The organism is Nocardia sp. NPDC023852 (assembly GCF_040639505.1).
GTDB lineage: Bacteria > Actinomycetota > Actinomycetes > Mycobacteriales > Mycobacteriaceae > Nocardia.
This window is the reverse complement of sequence record NZ_JBFAAB010000015.1, coordinates 124,174-141,878: the sequence shown is the minus strand read 5'-3', so window position 1 is coordinate 141,878 and position 17,705 is coordinate 124,174. Positions and strand designations below refer to the sequence as shown.

The following is a 17,705-nucleotide window of genomic DNA, read 5'->3' as shown; positions in this document are numbered from 1 at the left end:
GGCAGGTAGTATCACGTTGAGAGGCCAGAGATTCATGGCCGTTTCGGACCACCAGCGAGGAAGGAACGTTCCTGCGGAAGGACACGGCAGATGCCCCTCCGGCCGTCGCCGACGCTGCGTGCGTACCGATGCCGTCGTCCGTCCAAGCCGGGGTCATGACTCATGCGATTCTTCGCGTCGCCCGACTGCACCGCATGCTGGCCGGGCAGCTACTGCGCCGTGTCGGCCTCCATCCCGGTCAGGAACTGGTCATGATGCAACTGTGGGACCTCGGCCCGCAGCGTCAGACCGACCTGGTTCGCCTGCTCGGCTCGGACGCCGCCACGATGACTCGCACCATCAAGCGTCTCGAACACGCCGGCTTCGTCCGCCGCCTGCCCTGCGCCGACGACAAGCGCGTCAGCATCATCGAACCCACGACCGCCAGCCTCGTTCTCCGCCACGAGGTCGAACGCGTCTGGTCCGAACTCGAGCACAGCGTCTCCGGCAACCTGACCACGGACGAGCAGTCGGAGGCCATCGACGTCCTTGCACAAATCGAGGACAGCCTTATCCGCGCCACAGCGCAGAGAGTCCAGAGATCAGCCGCCGCAGACCTGCACCCGCCCGTCAGCACAACCTCTGAGAGGCCACAATGAGTTTTGACACATCCAACGGCACCAAAGGCGCGCGTCAGCCCAGCGGAGGGCGCCTGATGCGATATCTCAACAACTGGGCCGCGAAACGAATCCGTAAGAGCGGCAAGTTCATGGGCGATATGAATGCACTGATACTGACAACCATCGGCCGCAAGAGCGGAGCAGAGCGCAGCACACCGGTCGGCTACTTCCCCGGAAAGGACGGCAGCTGGCTGATCGTGGCATCCGCGGCCGGAGCGCCGAAAAACCCTGCGTGGTATTACAACATCGCCGCGAATCCGGACAAGGTTCGGATTGAGGTGGCCGGTCGCGAAGTAGCCGTGGTCGCCGAGCAACTCCACGACGTCGAGCGCGAGGAAGCATGGCAGCAGATCACCGCCGCCGCACCCCGCTTCGCTCAATACCAGCAGAAGACCGACCGCGAACTACCGATAATCCGCCTGGTCCGCCAATCCGCCTGAGCCGGTAGGCCTGCCGGCCGGCTACCGCGGTTGCCGAGAACACGACAGTCGAGGTTCCCCTCGACAGTCATCCCGGTGCGAGTATTTCGCTGACATCGAGAAAGGCATTGTTCTCCTCGGCCTGGCCGACACTCATACGAAGGTAGTGGGGCATTCCTAGATCGCGGATCAGGACGCCGTGGTCGAGGTAATGCTGCCAGGAACGTGCGGCGTCGGCGAACCGGCCGAACAGCAGAAAATTCGCGTCGCTGTCGATCACCTCGAATCCCAGCCCACGCAAGGATCCCGCGACCCGTTCCCGCTCGTCGATCACTTCCGCGACCTTCGCCAGCGTCTGGTCGGCGTGACGCAATGCGGCCACCGCCGCAGCTTGGGTCACGACCGACAGGTGATAGGGCAAGCGAACCAGTCTCATCGCCTCCACTACGGCGGGAGCGGCCACGAGGTAGCCGATTCGTCCGCCGGCGAACGCGAATGCCTTACTCATCGTCCTGGTCACGACGAGTTTTGCGGGGAATCGGTCGATCAGTCCGATCGCGCTGGGGGCGGACGAAAATTCGCTGTATGCCTCGTCCACCACTACGATGCCCGGCGCCGCCTCCAGAATCCGTTCGAGATCCGCGATGGCAAAATTGTGACCGCTGGGGTTGTGCGGGTTGGTGACGAACACGACGTCCGGACGACTTTCGATGATGAAGGCGACTGCGTAGTCGATGTCGAGCGACAGGTCCGCACCGCGACGACCCTCCAGCCATTCGAGGTCAGCGGTGTCGGCGATGATCTTGTACATGGAATAGGTCGGCGCGAAACTCAGCGCACTGCGTCCGAAGCCACCGAAAACCTGCACGAGTTGCTGCAAGATCTCGAGCGATCCGTTCGCCGCCCATATATTCTCTGTTGCCACAGCTATGCGGTCCCGCCGACTGACGTAGCTCGCCAATTCAGCGCGCAATTCCATCGCTTCTCTGTCGGGATAGCGGTGCAGGGAATCGAGTGCCGCTCGTACAGACGCAGTGACATCGTCGATCAGTCTCTGGGATGGCGGAAAAGGGCTTTCGTTCGTATTCAATCGCACCGGTGCCGCCAACTGCGGTGCCGTATACGGTCGCTGTTCTCGTAATCGCTCCCGAATAGGCAGCTCAGCCGAGGTCACCGTCGCACCTGGCGGTATCGGGACAACAACCTCGTCGTACCACGCCACCATATCGCCTCACTCACCATCACCTGGCATGGCCCTGGGGCAACCAGATCGTTGCCCTGGACGCCTTGTCGAGCAATCCACCAGCACACAGGGTTGGCCGGTCAGGTACTCGCCGCACCACACCAATCGGTGCAACATATCCGAGAACGGTGCACAGATGCAATGTTCAAGAGTGTTGCGCCCGTGAGGTTCACAAGCGGCACGAACAGTTCGTCGGCGGCGTTGTCCAGGTATGCGATTCGAAGAACCGCACTGGACCGGCCCCGATCTCCCACCCTGGCGAGTTGAATTACTTCAGCGCGGTCTTCCAGCGGTCCAACCTGCTCGCCTGGTCGCAGAGCGCGCGCAGGAAGGCCGTGCGGCCGCGAACAGGGCGCAGTACACCGCGCGATGGCCAGACACTCCTCGGCGATCCACCCCGCGCCGGCCCGCTATCGGATAAGCGCGGACACGCTATCGGAAAGGCGCAGCTGCGTAGCGTGCAATGGTTACACATTGCATCCTTTTTGCATGGAGAAAGCGACGTGAAAAGGAAGGCGCCACCCACGATATGAGGCACATTCTTGCCGAGCCGCGCTTCGAGATCCGATACAAACAGCGCGAAATTGAAACGTTCGAATCCATCGTCGTCACGACGGGCATTGACGAGTAATGACAACACCGATATCGGAAGCCATCCTTCCGAACGGCTCGTAAACCTGAAAGCGTGGAAATGACCAATATTCGTGCAATCTTGACCGGTCTGGCGCTCGGCGCCGCTGCCACATTCGGTATCTCTGCGTCCGCGTCCGCCGCGGCGGTGTATGAGTTCGAGCACCGTCAAGCTCAGGTCGACAACGGCAACATGTGGCTGTGGGTCTGGTCCGGAGACGGCACCGACGGCGCTACGGTGTTCTACACCCACGAGGGGGACGACGAAGCGGCCAGGAATCGCCAGAGGATCTCGGTGACGCCAGGACAGTCTCAGGTCATCACCACCGCTGAGCCCATCGTCAGTATCAGGATCTGTAGCGGCGACTCTGCCCGATGCGGCTCGTCGATCCGCGTGTAAGGGGACTATTTGTCATGACCAATCACTTGATTGCCAAAGGCACCGGAGTGAAACTGGTTGCCGCACTCGCATTTACGGGCGCGGCGCTGGCCTGGTCGGCCGGGCCTGCGTCAGCGGCGGATCGCGTTGTCGAATGGCGAGGAGTCGCGGTCAGCGTGTCCGGCGCGAAGTCGGAAGTGGTCACCTTGCGGACGCCGTTCGGGCTGCTAGGGTCGGCCGCCTATACCTACATCGACCACAACGGCCAGACGGTTCGCTCATCGGTGAACACCCAGTTCCCGTTCGGCTTGGAAGAGAGAAGGGTTTCGCCGGGCCGGATCACGCACGTGGGTGCGTGCGTCGCGCGCCCGAGCTCGAGTTTCCAAGAATCGTTCTCTGCAAAACCGCCCGGCTGGGATTGCCAACCCCTACAGGCGCTGTAGGCCGTGCCGTTCGGCAGTTGAGGTCGCCGCCGATGCGTGGCCGGTCGACCGGCTCCTCCTGGACGGGCGTTATATGCCCCACCCTGTCGCCGGAACTCCCCGCGACAGGATCGCATACCGCATCTCCTGGCAGGAGATGCGGTATGCGGCTGGCGCGTGTTCGTGGTCGTCGAGTTCGCGGCAACTCGACGTCGAGCCGTGGTCGGAATTGATGTGGCTGATGGCAGCTGGGTCCGCCAGGGTGGCGGGCGTTCCGCCGGTGGCGGCCCAAGGACGACGGGATGCGGACCGGGTATGCGATCGATTTATCAAGCCGCCACCGAATCGGTTGCTGCCCAATATAATCGAATGCTCGACGCCTTGGCCGGAGAAGCTACCGACGTCATCTGCCACCTCGACGCCGCCCGCGCCGACCTGCTCGCGTTCGCCGGTTTCCCAAGAAGATCTGGTTGAACCTTCGTAGGAGAGTGAGACGTGAACAGGAAGCCGCTGCCGCTGACCAACTACAGCGTGCTGCAGTCCCGTGACGTGGACGAGGCCCGTGAAGTCATCGGCAAGGTCCTGCGCGCGCCCCATGATGTGAAGATCCTCGGTGCGGCAGGCAGGTTCGACGCCCGGCAGAACGCGGTGCCGATGGGGCCGGTCGCGCTGGCCGCGCTCGACTACGGCGGTGGCGCACAGGTGCTGGTCACCCCGCACCGCACCGACAACTTTTACCTGGTCCACATCCCGTTGGCTGGAGCGATCGACACGTTCAGCGGTAGGGAGCACACAACCGCAACCCGATGGACGGCGACGATAGCCCAGCCGCGTGAGCGCTTCGTGCTGGATTGGCCCGCTGACAGCCCGATGCTGTTGGTCTGGTTCGACGCGTCGGCCATGGAGTCGATGCTGGAGCAGATGATCGGTCAGCGGATGAAAGCCGGGCTCCGGTTCGAGTTGGGTCAAGATCTCACGACCCCAGCCATGCGGGCCTGGTTGGATCAGGTGAGACTGGTGGTCCGCGAATTCGACCAGGGCCAGCAGGTCGCTACACATCCCCTCGCAGTCCGCCATCTGCAAGACCTGATGACCACCGGATTTCTGCTCAGCGCGCGCCACTCTTACTCCGAGCGACTGCGCAACAGCAGTGCCACACCAGCGGGCTCAACGGTCAGACAGGCCGTGGATTTCATGCATGTGCACGCAGCCGAGCCAGTGACCGTCACGCAGTTGGCCGCTGAGGCAGGCGTCGGTGTACGGGCATTACAGGAAGGATTCCGCAGGGACCTGGACACGACTCCAATGGCCTACCTGCGGCGGGTGCGGTTAGAACACGCCCGGACCGAGCTGGAGAAGGCCGACCCACATGAGACGACCGTATCCGCGATCGCACTCAGGTGGGGTTTCAGGCACTTGGGCGATTTCGCGAGGGCCTACCGGATGGCGTACGGCGAGCGGCCTAGCGAAACGTTGAAGATCGCACCAACGACCACATCCATCGACGCATGAATGTCGGGGAAAAGCCATGAACGACGCCGCCGCCCGAGTCGTCACTGTTTATCGAATAAGCGCGGCCCGCACTATCGGAAAGACGCGGCTGCGCAGCGCGTAAACGCTGAACGTTGCATCCTCTTTGTAGGGAATCCGGCGAACCTCCGGCACGGACCGAGAAGGATGGAAGTCACGATGGGCAACTCCACACTGGGCTCGGACGAAAAGCTGTCACCCGGCGAATCATTGCGGAGCGGTGACTACACACTTACGTTCCACGAAAATGGCGAGCTCGTTTTGTACAGCGCGGACGGCGGTGTCGAGAAGACATTTACGCCCGAACTGCCCCCCGGGGTCGATCTCAGCAATGCGGAACTCCACCAGGCGAATGGCGCTCTCTACGCCACCAACGGCGATGGTCACCGGATTGCTACCTACACCGCCCCCGCGACCGACGTGTGTTCGCCCGGCTTGATGCTGGAACTGACCGAAGACGGCCGACTCGTGGGGCGAGACCCCATGTCGAACGATCTGGTCGGTACATCCTTCGAGCTCGATACCACAAGTGAAATCGAGTTTCCGCTGTATCATCCACGTGGCGAGTCGACTGGGTTACAGAGACTCATCGACACAATTGAACGTGGAATAGACGCACTGGCCGACACGCTGCGGGCCGGACATCCGGAACAAGCCCCAGATGTCAGGGACATGCTGGCGGAAACCGGCTTCTACGATTCGCGGAACCGCTCCGTCATGAGCGACGCCTACAGCAACATGATGCACGAACTCGACGGAGTGAAATCCACTCTACAGAGCTATGACGAATATGCCGGATCCACGGCGGATCAAACGGCCGAATACGTCTCGAGCGGTATGAATTACATAAGCGCGAGAGTCGGTGATCTCAACGAGAAACTAAAGGCCGCCCTCTACCAGGTGATCGATGAACCCATAGACCCCGGAATGACTGCGCCGGCGGTCACGGTCCGATCGGAGGTCATCACTAATGAATCGGAGCTGATGGAGGCCCTGCACAACGCCCTCGACGAGGTGGAACGCAAAGTGGACGAGGTAGCCAGCATTATGGAAGATCTCGGCAACGGCCTCGACGAGAATTCGCCCGACTATCAGAGTAACCAGCTGCCGGCCGGTCCCGATCCATCGGCGGATTACAGCCCTCCCTCCGAACCGGGAACCGAAACCGGCTGGACCGACACCGATAACAGCGACCTGCTCGGCACCGAGACCGACGACCGCAGCGGACTCAGTGGCCCGCTCGGATCGTCCGGCCTTGACCTGACAAGACTGCTGAATGCCATCACGGGGCAGAGCGCGGGATCCGGCGGTGGAACACCAACCGCGGCGCCCGCCGCCACTGACAGCGGCTCGGTGCTGGACATGATGATGCCGATGATGATGGTGCCGATGATGGCTTCGATGACGCAGGCTATGCAGAAACGACAGCAGGACGCCGAGTACGCGGAGCGGGAGCGCGACCGCGAACGCCGCGAGCAGGAAGCGCAGTACCAGCAGCAACAGCCCGTCTCCGGCCAGCCGACCGGTGCCAACCCTGCCGTTACCGCGCCTGCCCCTGCCGCAGCAGCACCCACCGTCGGCACCACAGGCATGGTCGACGCCGCGTTGCCCAACGGAACCACCCAGAAAGTCTCCGCCACCGTCGCCGAAGCCGTCCAGAAGGCAATCAACAATCCCAACGGCAGCGATGCTCGCGCCGCCTACGCCGGTACCCTCGGCGAATCCACCCCGGCGCACTCCTGGACCGTCGTCGACGCCGCGAACCTCCGCACCGGCGACGTCGTCCAATGGGAGAACCGCACCGCCATCGCCATTGTCACCCACGACGGCCTGTTCTTCATCACCAGCGGGCAGATGGTCCCCTTGGACACCAACAACCCCTTCGAGGACGGTCAGGGCGACTACGGCACCTTCCAAGGCTTCTTCCACCCCACCGGAATAGACACCAGCACCGCAACCACCGACCCAACCCAACTCACCCTCACCCCACCCGCCATGCCCACCCAGCAACCCCCCGCAGCCGCCATCCCACCATCAGTTGCCGCTGCTTGAGGTGGCCGGGGTCGGGTTGTCCGGCGACGACGATCCGCCCCGGAATAGTTTGGAACGGCGGGCCGTTGCATCCCACTGTCGGCGTCCGGACAGCCCCGGGCCTCACCCCTTTTGTCGCTTCGAGCGACCACTCGCCGAGAGGCGCTTGTGGGACGTCGGCACCTCTCGTGACGCCAGCCGTGCGGCGCGAATCAGGCCGCCAGGTTCCCGACCTGGCGGCCTTCGCACTTCGCGGGACTAAGTGCTCAGATGAGTGGTGATCACCGGCGCGACGCGGGCGATGAGTTCATCGAGTGGTTGCGAGCCGATCGGCTCGACCTTCAGCACATGGCGGAGGTAGGCGATGCCCCACAGTTGGGCCATCGCCGAATCGATCCGTAGTTCGGCCTTCGGGCCGGGGAGGGCGGAGGCGAGCTGCGCGCACCCTCGGTAATCCGCGCGGCGACATCCGCAGGGTCGAATGGCCATCCCATGGTGGCGCGGAACAGTTCGGCCTTATTGCCGAAATAGTGCCGGATCAGTGCGGGATCGACGCCGGCGGCGGCGATGTCCCGCACCGTCCACGATGGGTCACCAAGGCCAACAAGATCGGCCTCAATCGGGTCACCAAGTTCATCGCCCCTTGGGCGCCGGGATGGGCGGTGGTGATCCATCGCGGACGCAACTCGGGCCGGATCTTCCGGACACCGCTGTGGGCCTTCGGGCGCCGAGGCGGCTACGTGATCGCACTGACGTATGGACCGGATGCGGACTGGGTGCGCAATGTCCTCGCCGCGGATGGCTGCGAACTCGAAACCAGACGCAAGCACTACGAGGTCGGCGCTCCTCGCGTCTACCGTGACGCTAACGCGGCCGACATGCCGCTGTTCGTCCGCTTCATGCTGCGCAAGGCGATCAAAGCTCCCGAGTTCCTCAGTGTCGACGTGGTGCACGAAGTGGATGTGGCCTGCTGACAGGCGAGATCTCAACCCAGTGGCGGCCGGGAGCCGGCGGTGGTGGCCGGGGCACCCATATGGACCCGACGACCTTGCCCGCGTATTCCGGAAGATTTTTCCCTGTGGGAGTTTGCTGAGAACGCCGGTGGGAGTGTGCTGAGAAACCGCTGACCTCCGTTGTCTTCGCGCCATCGGTGTTCTGGAATGGTTCCGTCACAGCAAGTATTTCGTCCTCAGGAAGGCTCCTGCCGTGAAAATGAAACTCGCCAGCACCTTGGCGGTAGTCGCAGCCGCGAGTGCCGTATTGGTCGGGCCGCTCGCCGGATCGGCCACCGCCGCAGTGCCGGATGCACACATCTCAGCCCATCGGGATCGTGACTGGGGCGGCTGGAATCGCCCAGGGTGGCACGACCCGGGCGACCCCTTCCGCAACGACTGGCACTGTGACCGGCACGGAGCGTGGCACAACGACGAACACGACTCGTGGGGCCACTGGGACGGCCGCTGCCGTCCCTGGTGACAACCGGTCCTACCACACACCCCGGTCGCCGCCGCTGCCCTTCGCAGTGATTCTCGGAACGCCTCCACGCTGATCATCTGCCGCGGCCCCGCCCCTGCCTCGCTCGACAGATGCCCGCACGACCACGATGACCGACGCCGGAATCCACACCCAGCCTGTCGCCCGTGTGAATACCTTCAGGGGCGCTAGCCTCATGCGCATGTGGCGTTTCGGTGGACTCCTAGTGGGAATCGCGACGTTTTCGCTGGTGGCGGGCAACGTGTTCGCCGGGACCGCGCGCGCCGGGACCGAGGAGCCGGTCCGGTGCGCGGTCACCTCGGGCCGCGACCTGGAACGGGCCGCGCCGGAACAAGTCGGGTTGAACGCCGAGCGGCTCCAGGAGGCGCTGACGTTCGCCGGCGAGCGAAATCGGCTCAATGTGCAGGTTTTCCGGCACAATTGCCTGATCGGCGAGGGGCCGACGAACGATCAGACCGGCAACGTCGCATGGAACATCTGGAGCGCGACCAAGAGCATCGTCTCCGTTCTCGCCGGAATAGCCTGGGACCAAGGCAAACTCGATCTTCAGGTGCCGATCGATCGCTATCTGCCCGCGGGACTCGGCGATGCGGAACACCGGTCCATCACCGTGGAGAACCTACTCACCGAGACGTCGGGCATGCGGGTCGGGGTGCTGACGGAAGGCGTCACCGGCGTGATTCCGGTCGACCCGAACAGCGCGGTGCAGGCACTGGGTGTGTCGCTGGACCATCCGCCCGGCACCGTCTTCACTTACAGCCAGCGCGATGTCGACCTGCTCTCGTACGTGATCGAACTGGCTGTCGGGGAACCATTGCAACAGTTCGCACAACGCGAGCTGTTCGATCCGCTGGGTATTCTTCGCAGCGACTACTATTGGGCCCGCGACCGCGCCGGACACACCTACGGCTACGCGCACCTGATGATTCCGCCGAACGATTTCGCCAAGCTCGCGCTTCTGGTGAGCAACAACGGGCAGTGGGGCGCGCAGCAGATCGTGTCCGCCGCCTACCTGCGGAAGGCCCGCGAACCCTCGCCGGCGAACCCGTGTTACGGGTACCTGTTCTGGCTCGGGCCTGGCTGTATCGAGATTGCCGACTTCCTACCCACCGACGTATATGCGATGTCGGGGCTCGCCCTACAGGACGTGTTCATCATCCCGAGCCTCGATCTCACCGTGGTGTGGACGGGCGCCTATGGAAACGTCAGCAGGTATGGCGCCGGTGGGGTCGTACAGAACGCCCAGGAACTGTCCTACGAGTTCTTCCGCAGGCTGTTCGACGCGTTCTACGACCGACCGGTGCCGGACCCAGGCCCATATATCGAACCACCGGTCCGGCTGGACCCCCGCCGTTTCGTAGACGCGAACATCTTGCTCGCGGTGTTCGGCATCGGACCGTCCGCCTATCCGGGCTGCAATGTCGTCGCCTGCCTGAACTACCCGCTGGCACCACCGTTCGCCGACACCGCACCGGGCTGCGTCATCGTCGCCTGCCTCGGACCCGACCCGCGGACCCCCGGCATCGGCTAGTCACGTCACCCTATGCGCCCGGACGCGGGGCGCGATGATTTCCGCCCCGTCCGGTTCCACGCGTCAGCGATCCGATTCCTATTGATCTGGCTCGTTATCAGCGCAGCCGGGCCCGGGCACGCGCATTTCCGACCGGCGCAGCGCGCGGCGAGACCTGCGAACCGCGCGGTGTCCAGGTAATCGCGGAACAGCACCACCTTGCCGCCCCTGACCCGAATCACGTTGACCGATGTGCGAACGCGGGCTCGCTCGGCGCCAGGGTGCGTCATGTCGACCTCGTTCTCCACCAGGAACACTTCGGGGTCAGTGGTCTCGTAGACCTGGGGATGGACGCCGTGCACCTCGATGCCGGACAGCCCCGACCACCGCTGCACCAGGTGGTCGCGAATCGCGTCGCGGCCCTCCAGCCGAGCTGGGATGCCCGGAACTACGAAGGGAATCTCGAACACCGCGTCGGGCGCGAACAGCTCGACGAACGCGTCCGCATCACGGTGCCGGAGCCGACCGAACAAGTTCTCGACCAGCTCACGCGAAGTTTCCACCCACTCTGTCGCCACCATTCGCTCCTCCGAAGTAAACGGAACGTATAACCCGCTTATCATCCGGAACGTGCGCCCCGCTTGTCAAGAGGCCCCAGTAGACTCGATCACCGTGACCGAGCCCCAGCGTCGAACCCTGCGCACCGACGCTCGCCGGAATCGCGAACGAGTACTCGCCGCCGCGCAGGAAGCGTTCGCCGCGGAAGGAATTTCCGTGCCACTGGACGAGATCGCGCGCCGGGCAGGTGTCGGCGCGGGCACCGTCTACCGGCATTTCCCGACCAAAGAGGCGCTCTTCGAGGCGGCGATCGTGGACCGGGTAGACCGGATCATCGAGCTCGCCCGCGAGCTGACCACTTCGCCCGACCCCGCCCGCGCCTTCTTCGATTTCCTCGCGCGCCTGGTCGAGGAGGGCAGCGTCAAACGCGACCTCGCCGACGCCGTGGGCAGCACCGACGCCCCCGAATACCCGGGGCCGGTACATGAACTTCGTACGGCAATCGGCACGCTGCTGACCCGCGCCCAGCACGCCGGCGCGGTCCGCACCGACATCGAAACCGACGATCTGATGCGAATAATCAAGGGCGCTTTCCTCGCCACGCACGGCACCAGCGCCACCCCTGCCCAACGCAACCGCACTTTCGCGGTCGTCTTCGACGGGCTGCGTACCCGCTGAACACAGCGTCTCCGGCCGTCGGCTATCGCGCCGACCAGGCTCAGCCCTGATAGCCCTTGTTCTCAGCGGTCGCTGAGCAATACCTCGGCGATCTGAATGGTGTTGAGAGCCGCACCCTTTCGCAGGTTGTCGCCCGAGATGAACAGCGCGAGGCCACGGCCCTCAGGAACACCGGGGTCCTGGCGGATACGGCCGACGAGGGAGTCGTCGATGCCCGCGGCGGCCAGCGGGGTGGGAATGTCGACCAGCTTCACGCCGGGGGCCTTCGCCAGGATCTCCTTGGCGTGCTCGACCGAAAGCGGCTCGGCGAACTCCGCATTCACCGACAGCGAGTGTCCGGTGAAGACAGGGACGCGCACGCAAGTGCCACTCACCGCGAGATCCGGGATGCGGAGAATCTTGCGGCTCTCGTTGCGCAGCTTCTGGTCCTCGTCTGTCTCGCCGGAACCGTCGTCGACCAGCGACCCGGCCAACGGAAGCACGTTGAACGCGATCGGCGCGACGTACTTGTTCGGTGCGGGAAAGTCGACGGCGCGACCATCGTGGGTCAGCTTCTCGGCATCGCCGATCACCGCGCGTGTCTGGCTCGCGAGCTCGTCGACACCGGCAAGGCCGCTGCCGGACACCGCCTGATAGCTGGACACGATCAGACGACGCAGGCCCGCGATATCGTGCAGCGGCTTGAGCACCGGCATGGCAGCCATGGTGGTGCAGTTGGGGTTGGCGATGATGCCTTTGACGAGGTTGCGGGCCTGCTCGGGGTTGACCTCGCTGACCACCAGCGGGACCTCGGGATCCTTGCGCCAGGCCGAGGAGTTGTCGATCACCGTGACGCCCGCCGCGGCGAAGCGCGGGGCCTGCACCCGGGACATGGTCGCACCTGCGGAGAACAGCGCGATGTCCAGCCCGGACGGATCGGCGGTCTCGGTGTCCTCGACGACGATTTCGCGACCGCGCCAGGGCAGCGTCTTGCCCGCCGAACGCGAGGAAGCGAAAAACCGTACCTCGTCGGCCGGGAAGTTGCGCTCCTCCAGCAGTTTCCGCATGACGGCACCGACCTGTCCGGTCGCGCCGACAACACCTACTCGAATTCCCATGGCTTACCGTCCTGTTCCCGCGTGGACCACGGCCACCTCGTCGCCGCCCAGATCGAAGGCCTTGTGCAAAACCTTGACCGCCTCGTCCAGTTCGGTGTCCTTTACCAGCACGGAGATCCTGATCTCCGACGTGGAAATGAGGTCGATGTTCACACCCGCCTTCGCCAGCGCCTCACAGAAAGTGGCGGTGACGCCGGGGTGGCTCTTCATGCCCGCGCCGACCAGGGAAACCTTGCCGATGTGGTCGTCGTAGAGCACCTGGGAGAAGCCGATCTCGTCCTGGCGCTTGGTCAGCATCTCGACCGCGCGGGCGCCCTCGCTCTTCGGCAGGGTGAAGGTGATGTCGGTCTTGCCGGTCTCGACCTTCGAGATGTTCTGCAGGACCATGTCGATGTTGATCTCGGCGTCGGCTACGGCGCGGAACACCTTGGCGGCGAAGCCCGGTTCGTCCGGCAGCCCGACGACGGTCACCTTGGCCTCGCTGCGGTCGTGCGCGACGCCGGTGAGGAGTGCTTGCTCCAAGGGGATTTCCTCCATCGATCCGTAAACGTAGGTGCCCTGCTTGTCGGTGTAGGACGAGCGCACATGCACGGGCACGTTGTAGCGGCGGGCGTACTCGACGCAGCGCAGCATCAGCACTTTGGCGCCGCAGGCCGCGAGTTCCAGCATCTCCTCGTAGGAGACCTGCTCGAGCCGCTGCGCGTCGGGCACGATCCTCGGGTCGGCGGTGAAGACGCCGTCCACGTCGGTGTAGATCTCGCAGACGTCCGCGTGCAGCGCCGCGGCCAGCGCGACGGCGGTGGTGTCCGAACCGCCGCGGCCCAGCGTGGTGACGTCCCTGCTGTCCTGGCTCACCCCCTGGAAGCCCGCGACCAGCACGACGAGGCCCTCATCGAGCGCGTCGCGGACGCGGCCCGGGGTCACGTCGATGATCTTCGCGTTACCGTGCGCGCCCGTGGTGATGACGCCCGCTTGCGAGCCGGTGAACGAGCGGGCCTCGGCGCCGAGGGAGTGGATCGCCATGGCGACCAGCGCGTTGGAGATACGCTCACCGGAGGTGAGCAGCATGTCCATCTCGCGGGCGGGCGGCGCCGGCGCAACCTGCTGTGCGAGATCGAGCAGCTCGTCAGTGGTGTCGCCCATGGCCGAGCAGACGACCACCACCTCGTGGCCCTGCTTCTTGGTCTCCACGATCCGCTCAGCGACGCGCCGGATGCGCTCGGCGGTCGCCACCGAGGATCCTCCGTACTTCTGAACAACGAGAGCCACGACAGGGTCCTCCCCGATCGACAATCAGCAGGTAACAGTCACCCAGACTACCGGCCGGGGCCTAGCGGTTTTCTTACTACCTGCCCGGCCTGTGCGAAGACCACAGCCGCATCGGATCCCGACGGCGCCGCCCGCGCCACCGAAAATGAGGGACGATGTGCAGATGAAGAGCATGCTGCTCGAGGTGCGAACGGGCCACACCGAAGTGGTGCAGGACATCACTCCGCAGTGCGCGACATTCGTCCGCGAGGCAGGTGGCGACGGGCTGTTGCACATCTTCGTGCCGCATGCCACCGCCGGGATCGCGGTGCTGGAATTGGGCGCTCGCAGCGACGACGATCTGCTTGCGGCGCTGCGGGATCTATTACCCGCCGACGACCGGTGGCGGCACGCCCACGGCTCACGCGGGCACGGTCGGTCCCATGTGATGCCCGCGCTGATCGCGCCCTACGCGACGATTCCGGTACTCGAAGGCACGCTTGCGCTGGGCACGTGGCAGTCGATCGCACTGGTCGATCTCAATGTCGACAATCCGGACCGGCAAGTGCGGCTGTCGTTCCTCGCCGACGCGGGCTGACGTCTGCGTGGATCGAAGTGTCCTGCCTGGACTATTTGTCAGTGGCTCTGCAGAAAATGGCTTCCATGGCGCAAACGCTTCCTCTGCTACTGCCGGACTCGCTGGTGAACACCCACCGCATCGACCTGACCGCGCTCTACTCGAAGGGATGGGGAGTCCAGGCGTACGACGTCGCGGCTGCCCCTTCCGGTGACACCTTCGCGCTGTACGGCGTGTACCGCTACAAATGGGACGCCAAAGACGAACAAGACCCGGCCATAGCGAACTTCGGATACTGGATCATCACCCGATATTCGCCGGACGGTGTTCCACTCGCCACCGCGCTCTGCTGCCCGTCCGACCCGGACGGCACCCACTCTGCCGTGGCCGATGGCAACGACATGACCCTGTGCGTCCTGCCGGACGGCACGCTCTCGGTGAACGCCCACCCGGACTGCACCACCTGATAGCGCCCGACCTGAGTACTACTCTGGCTACCTTCGAGACAACTGGCCGGCGCGCCTTCGAGGAGTTCGTGCCGGGCGATCCCTTCGCCGGTTCGATCAGTGTCACGCCGTCGGGCCGTCTGCTGTGCGTGACCGCTGAGTACGGGGTACATCGGTACGGCAACAGCATCGCCAACATCGTCGGGGTGGCGGACGGCGCCCTGGCCCCTGGCTCGAAGCCCGCTGTTCGGGCGATCGCCTCGCTCGACCATGAGCCGGCCGGCCAGACCGAGGACGACCTGCGGCCTCATGTCCAGTTCCGCGGGGAGCCGGTGGGTCTGAAGAACCGGCCGAGGCCGTCGCTGACAGAGCTTTTGACACCGGAGACGGACCGCTACATGTGGGACCAATCCGAACTCGGCCGGCCGGCGCCGATCTCGGACGATCTGTTCGTCGTACCGGTATTCGCCCGGACCTTCCGTGGCGGCAGCAGGGGCCAGCCCTTCGTTTTCGCTCTCGTCGACGACCAGGGGGCGATGAGGGGGCGTCTAGATGGGTTGCATCTATGGCGGGACAGCCCCTTCACCGGCTTCTGCTTCAGCGTGGTGGCCGACTCCCGCCGCGGCCGGGCCTTCCACCTCAACCGCCACGGCCTCTACGCCTGGAACAAAGGCGGCCGACTGCAGGCGAAACTGGATACCGAGACGAAGACCTTCAAGCCTCTGGCGCAGTTCAGCCTGACAGCATGCTCGCCTGCCGGTGAACTGCTTCTCGTACACAACAAACAGCACTTGATCCTGCGCGTCCCCGTACCTGACGACCTCGGCGAGCTGGGGCCCGCTGTGGAAGCCGCCGTGCGTACGTACGCCAAGGAGCGCACTGCCCTGAAGAAGCAGTGGACACCGGTCAACTGGCACTGGGTCCACGCGGCTGTGGAGGTGCACCGGCTTTGACGGCCACGGGCTCGGCGCGCCGCCCCGAGCGGACCGCCGAAGCCCTATGACGATGGTCGCCTCGGCAGGCGAACAAGGCGCGGTGTCAGGCTCTGGTCAACCAGGTGACCTGGACGCCGTTGCTGAATTCCGTGCGCTCGGTCGGACGGAACATAGTCGGGCGAAACTCACCCGCGATGCCGGGCACGCCGGTGCCCGCGACGACCGGGTAGCTCTTGATCACGAGCTCATCGACCTCCGGCAGCAGCGCGGCGGCCAACTTGCCGCCGCCTGCCAGCCAGATGTCCATTCCGTCCTGCTGCTTCAGCGTGCGAACCAGATCGAGCGGATCGCGATCGACCAGCTCGACGCCCGGATCGTCGATCCGGCCCAGTGTGCTCGAGACCACGTACTGCTTCATATGCGCATACGGGCTGGTCACCCCGATGGCCAGGGCCGGATCGTAAGTACCGCGCCCCATGACCAACGTGTCGAACTTCTGGTTGGGGGCGTCCACGGCCAGGCCGATATGCGGGCGAACGTGCGTGGGCAGCGTCTCGGGATACTCCGCGCGAATCCATTCCCACATGTCGTCCGCGATGGGGTAGAAGTCGATCTCTCCATTCGGGCCGGCGATATAGCCGTCGAGCGAGAGGCCGACGAAGTAGACAAGCTTTCGCATACCAGTACCGCCTATGCCGTTGTACTCCAACCGTAGTGGCCTGAAAGTAGTACTACGAATGGAGTTGTGTCAAGTGCGGACCATCCGGAGCGGCGGCAGGCGCTCCTCGACGCGGCGATCGAAGTCCTCGCGCGTGACGGTGCGCGGGGCCTGACCTTTCACGTGAGCGGCTACAGCCGAGCGCGGCCACCACGGCCAAGCTGAGCGAAGGGCCGAAGACCCGCGCGAACATCACCGAACTGATGAAGGAGACCACCGGGCGCGCTCTACCTGGCCCCGAACTGGCTGATAGTCGATCGGCTGACGCTGCCTGAGGTGTTCACCGAGGAACAAGGCCAGGACCTGATCGAGGCCGCCGTCGCGCGCGTGACCAGCCCCGATGCCTGAGTCGCGCCACGCCGCCTGCCTCAGGGTGGTTGTGACTGGCCTCACTCCGTTCGATAATAGGGCGATGATGGCGAATGTCGGAGACCGACTCTGCGTGCACGGCCACGTTGTGGGAGAAGGGGACCGCCAGGGCGAGATCATCGAGGTCCGCGGGCCGGACGGGACGCCACCCTATGTGGTGCGCTTCACCGACGGCCACGAGTCGCTGGTGTATCCCGGACCCGATGCGATCGTCGAACACAACGGGTCGGACTAATCGCGCCGCTTGCCGCGGCGCGTCACCGCGAAGGCAACAATCCCGGCGATCAGCACCTTGCCGACCGTCGCGATGATCGCGTTGACGTCCAGGGCAGGGTGCCAAGTGAGCTTTCCGTCGCGCAGGACGAACGCGCCGACGGGCTCGGCGCCCATGCCGAAGGCCAGCCCTTCACCCTCACCTCGGCCATCGGCGCCGTCGCCGGTGCCACCACCTCCACCACCCCCGCCACCGACCGAGGCGGCGGGGATCACCACGGCCCCGTCTGATTCGTACGGATCCCCGAAGACCCGGCGCACCGTGATCGCGTCTCGCGCCTGCCCCAGCAGTTCGGCATATTTCATGACAACCTCCCCCGCCGGGCGGCATAGCACCGTCCGTTCGCCGATTCCTTCCCGATGGTAGGCGGATGGTCGCTGGGTCGGACCACTTCGGTCGAACCTTCCCTCTCGAAGTCGGTCACCTTTGCCGGTCGCCGATCTCGAGAATAAATGGCACGTGGACGCGTCAGCTTAGAATCGACTGCC

General features: G+C 64.6%; 19 protein-coding genes and 1 pseudogene. 13 read left to right on the top strand and 7 right to left on the bottom strand.

Features of this window, described 5'->3' with window-relative positions; translation table 11 throughout:
- The first annotated feature begins 194 nt into the window (after positions 1–194).
- Together AB0H00_RS20655 and AB0H00_RS20650 are read left to right on the top strand one after the other, a co-directional pair.
- Positions 195–638 (top strand): MarR family transcriptional regulator, encoded by a 444-nt coding sequence (locus AB0H00_RS20655; protein WP_357268358.1) that lies wholly within the window; start codon positions 195–197, stop codon positions 636–638.
- The gene (locus AB0H00_RS20650; protein ID WP_357268356.1) at positions 635–1,099 is read left to right on the top strand and encodes a nitroreductase/quinone reductase family protein; all 465 of its coding nucleotides are present in this window, start codon (positions 635–637) and stop codon (positions 1,097–1,099) included. The genes AB0H00_RS20655 and AB0H00_RS20650 overlap by 4 nt, the downstream gene beginning before the upstream one ends.
- Before the next feature lie 67 nt (positions 1,100–1,166).
- Here AB0H00_RS20650 and AB0H00_RS20645 read toward each other — a convergent pair whose 3' ends face one another.
- Positions 1,167–2,303, bottom strand: a complete 1,137-nt coding sequence (locus AB0H00_RS20645; protein WP_357268354.1) for a histidinol-phosphate transaminase — start codon at positions 2,301–2,303, stop codon at positions 1,167–1,169.
- Positions 2,304–3,012: 709 nt separating this feature from the next.
- On the opposite strand from AB0H00_RS20645, the gene AB0H00_RS20640 reads away from it, so the two are divergent.
- From AB0H00_RS20640 to AB0H00_RS20625, 4 genes are all read left to right on the top strand, one after another.
- The gene (locus tag AB0H00_RS20640) at positions 3,013–3,351 is read left to right on the top strand and encodes a hypothetical protein (RefSeq protein ID WP_357268352.1); all 339 of its coding nucleotides are present in this window, start codon (positions 3,013–3,015) and stop codon (positions 3,349–3,351) included.
- Complete coding sequence (locus tag AB0H00_RS20635; protein WP_357268350.1) at positions 3,327–3,773, top strand: hypothetical protein; 447 nt, start codon at positions 3,327–3,329, stop codon at positions 3,771–3,773. Before AB0H00_RS20640 ends, AB0H00_RS20635 begins: the two co-directional genes overlap by 25 nt.
- Before the next feature lie 474 nt (positions 3,774–4,247).
- The gene (locus AB0H00_RS20630) at positions 4,248–5,264 is read left to right on the top strand and encodes an AraC family transcriptional regulator (protein ID WP_357268349.1); all 1,017 of its coding nucleotides are present in this window, start codon (positions 4,248–4,250) and stop codon (positions 5,262–5,264) included.
- Between the two features lie 177 nt (positions 5,265–5,441).
- Positions 5,442–7,334, top strand: a complete 1,893-nt coding sequence (locus AB0H00_RS20625) for a hypothetical protein (protein ID WP_357268347.1) — start codon at positions 5,442–5,444, stop codon at positions 7,332–7,334.
- 237 nt (positions 7,335–7,571) lie between these two features.
- Here the strand turns inward: AB0H00_RS20625 and AB0H00_RS20620 are convergent.
- Positions 7,572–7,933: pseudogene (locus tag AB0H00_RS20620) on the bottom strand (TetR family transcriptional regulator).
- Here AB0H00_RS20620 and AB0H00_RS20615 point away from each other — a divergent pair.
- A complete protein-coding gene (locus AB0H00_RS20615; protein ID WP_357268345.1) occupies positions 7,844–8,287 on the top strand; it encodes a nitroreductase family deazaflavin-dependent oxidoreductase in 444 nt (147 codons plus the stop codon). The pseudogene AB0H00_RS20620 and the gene AB0H00_RS20615 overlap by 90 nt on opposite strands.
- 701 nt (positions 8,288–8,988) lie before the next feature.
- Complete coding sequence (locus AB0H00_RS20610; protein ID WP_357268343.1) at positions 8,989–10,338, top strand: serine hydrolase; 1,350 nt, start codon at positions 8,989–8,991, stop codon at positions 10,336–10,338.
- A gap of 5 nt (positions 10,339–10,343) precedes the next feature.
- Here AB0H00_RS20610 and AB0H00_RS20605 read toward each other — a convergent pair whose 3' ends face one another.
- Positions 10,344–10,898 (bottom strand): nuclear transport factor 2 family protein, encoded by a 555-nt coding sequence (locus AB0H00_RS20605; protein WP_357268341.1) that lies wholly within the window; start codon positions 10,896–10,898, stop codon positions 10,344–10,346.
- A gap of 91 nt (positions 10,899–10,989) precedes the next feature.
- Here AB0H00_RS20605 and AB0H00_RS20600 point away from each other — a divergent pair, with 91 nt between their 5' ends.
- On the top strand, positions 10,990–11,553 hold the full coding sequence (locus AB0H00_RS20600; RefSeq protein WP_357268339.1) for a helix-turn-helix domain-containing protein: 564 nt from the start codon (positions 10,990–10,992) through the stop codon (positions 11,551–11,553).
- A 62-nt stretch (positions 11,554–11,615) separates the two neighbouring features.
- Here AB0H00_RS20600 and AB0H00_RS20595 read toward each other — a convergent pair whose 3' ends face one another.
- Positions 11,616–12,650 carry an aspartate-semialdehyde dehydrogenase gene (locus AB0H00_RS20595; RefSeq protein WP_357268337.1) on the bottom strand — a complete coding sequence of 345 codons (1,035 nt, stop codon included), beginning with the start codon at positions 12,648–12,650 and terminating at the stop codon, positions 11,616–11,618.
- 3 nt (positions 12,651–12,653) lie between these two features.
- On the bottom strand, positions 12,654–13,919 hold the full coding sequence (locus AB0H00_RS20590; RefSeq protein WP_357268335.1) for an aspartate kinase: 1,266 nt from the start codon (positions 13,917–13,919) through the stop codon (positions 12,654–12,656).
- 163 nt (positions 13,920–14,082) lie between these two features.
- Here AB0H00_RS20590 and AB0H00_RS20585 point away from each other — a divergent pair, with 163 nt between their 5' ends.
- The 3 genes from AB0H00_RS20585 (at position 14,083) to AB0H00_RS20575 (ending at position 15,874) form a co-directional block, all read left to right on the top strand.
- Positions 14,083–14,496, top strand: coding sequence for a secondary thiamine-phosphate synthase enzyme YjbQ (locus tag AB0H00_RS20585; RefSeq protein WP_357268333.1), 414 nt, complete (start codon positions 14,083–14,085; stop codon positions 14,494–14,496).
- A gap of 65 nt (positions 14,497–14,561) precedes the next feature.
- Complete coding sequence (locus tag AB0H00_RS20580; RefSeq protein ID WP_357268331.1) at positions 14,562–14,942, top strand: hypothetical protein; 381 nt, start codon at positions 14,562–14,564, stop codon at positions 14,940–14,942.
- Positions 14,943–15,010: 68 nt separating this feature from the next.
- Complete coding sequence (locus tag AB0H00_RS20575; protein ID WP_357268329.1) at positions 15,011–15,874, top strand: hypothetical protein; 864 nt, start codon at positions 15,011–15,013, stop codon at positions 15,872–15,874.
- Between the two features lie 85 nt (positions 15,875–15,959).
- On the opposite strand, the gene AB0H00_RS20570 is transcribed toward AB0H00_RS20575, so the two are convergent.
- The gene (locus AB0H00_RS20570; RefSeq protein WP_357268327.1) at positions 15,960–16,535 is read right to left on the bottom strand and encodes a dihydrofolate reductase family protein; all 576 of its coding nucleotides are present in this window, start codon (positions 16,533–16,535) and stop codon (positions 15,960–15,962) included.
- 451 nt (positions 16,536–16,986) lie between these two features.
- Here AB0H00_RS20570 and AB0H00_RS20565 point away from each other — a divergent pair, with 451 nt between their 5' ends.
- Positions 16,987–17,178, top strand: coding sequence for a DUF1918 domain-containing protein (locus AB0H00_RS20565; protein ID WP_357268325.1), 192 nt, complete (start codon positions 16,987–16,989; stop codon positions 17,176–17,178).
- Here the strand turns inward: AB0H00_RS20565 and AB0H00_RS20560 are convergent.
- Positions 17,175–17,522 carry a spore germination protein GerW family protein gene (locus AB0H00_RS20560; RefSeq protein ID WP_357268324.1) on the bottom strand — a complete coding sequence of 116 codons (348 nt, stop codon included), beginning with the start codon at positions 17,520–17,522 and terminating at the stop codon, positions 17,175–17,177. The two genes, AB0H00_RS20565 and AB0H00_RS20560, sit on opposite strands and share 4 nt — an antisense overlap.
- Positions 17,523–17,705 lie beyond the last annotated feature (183 nt).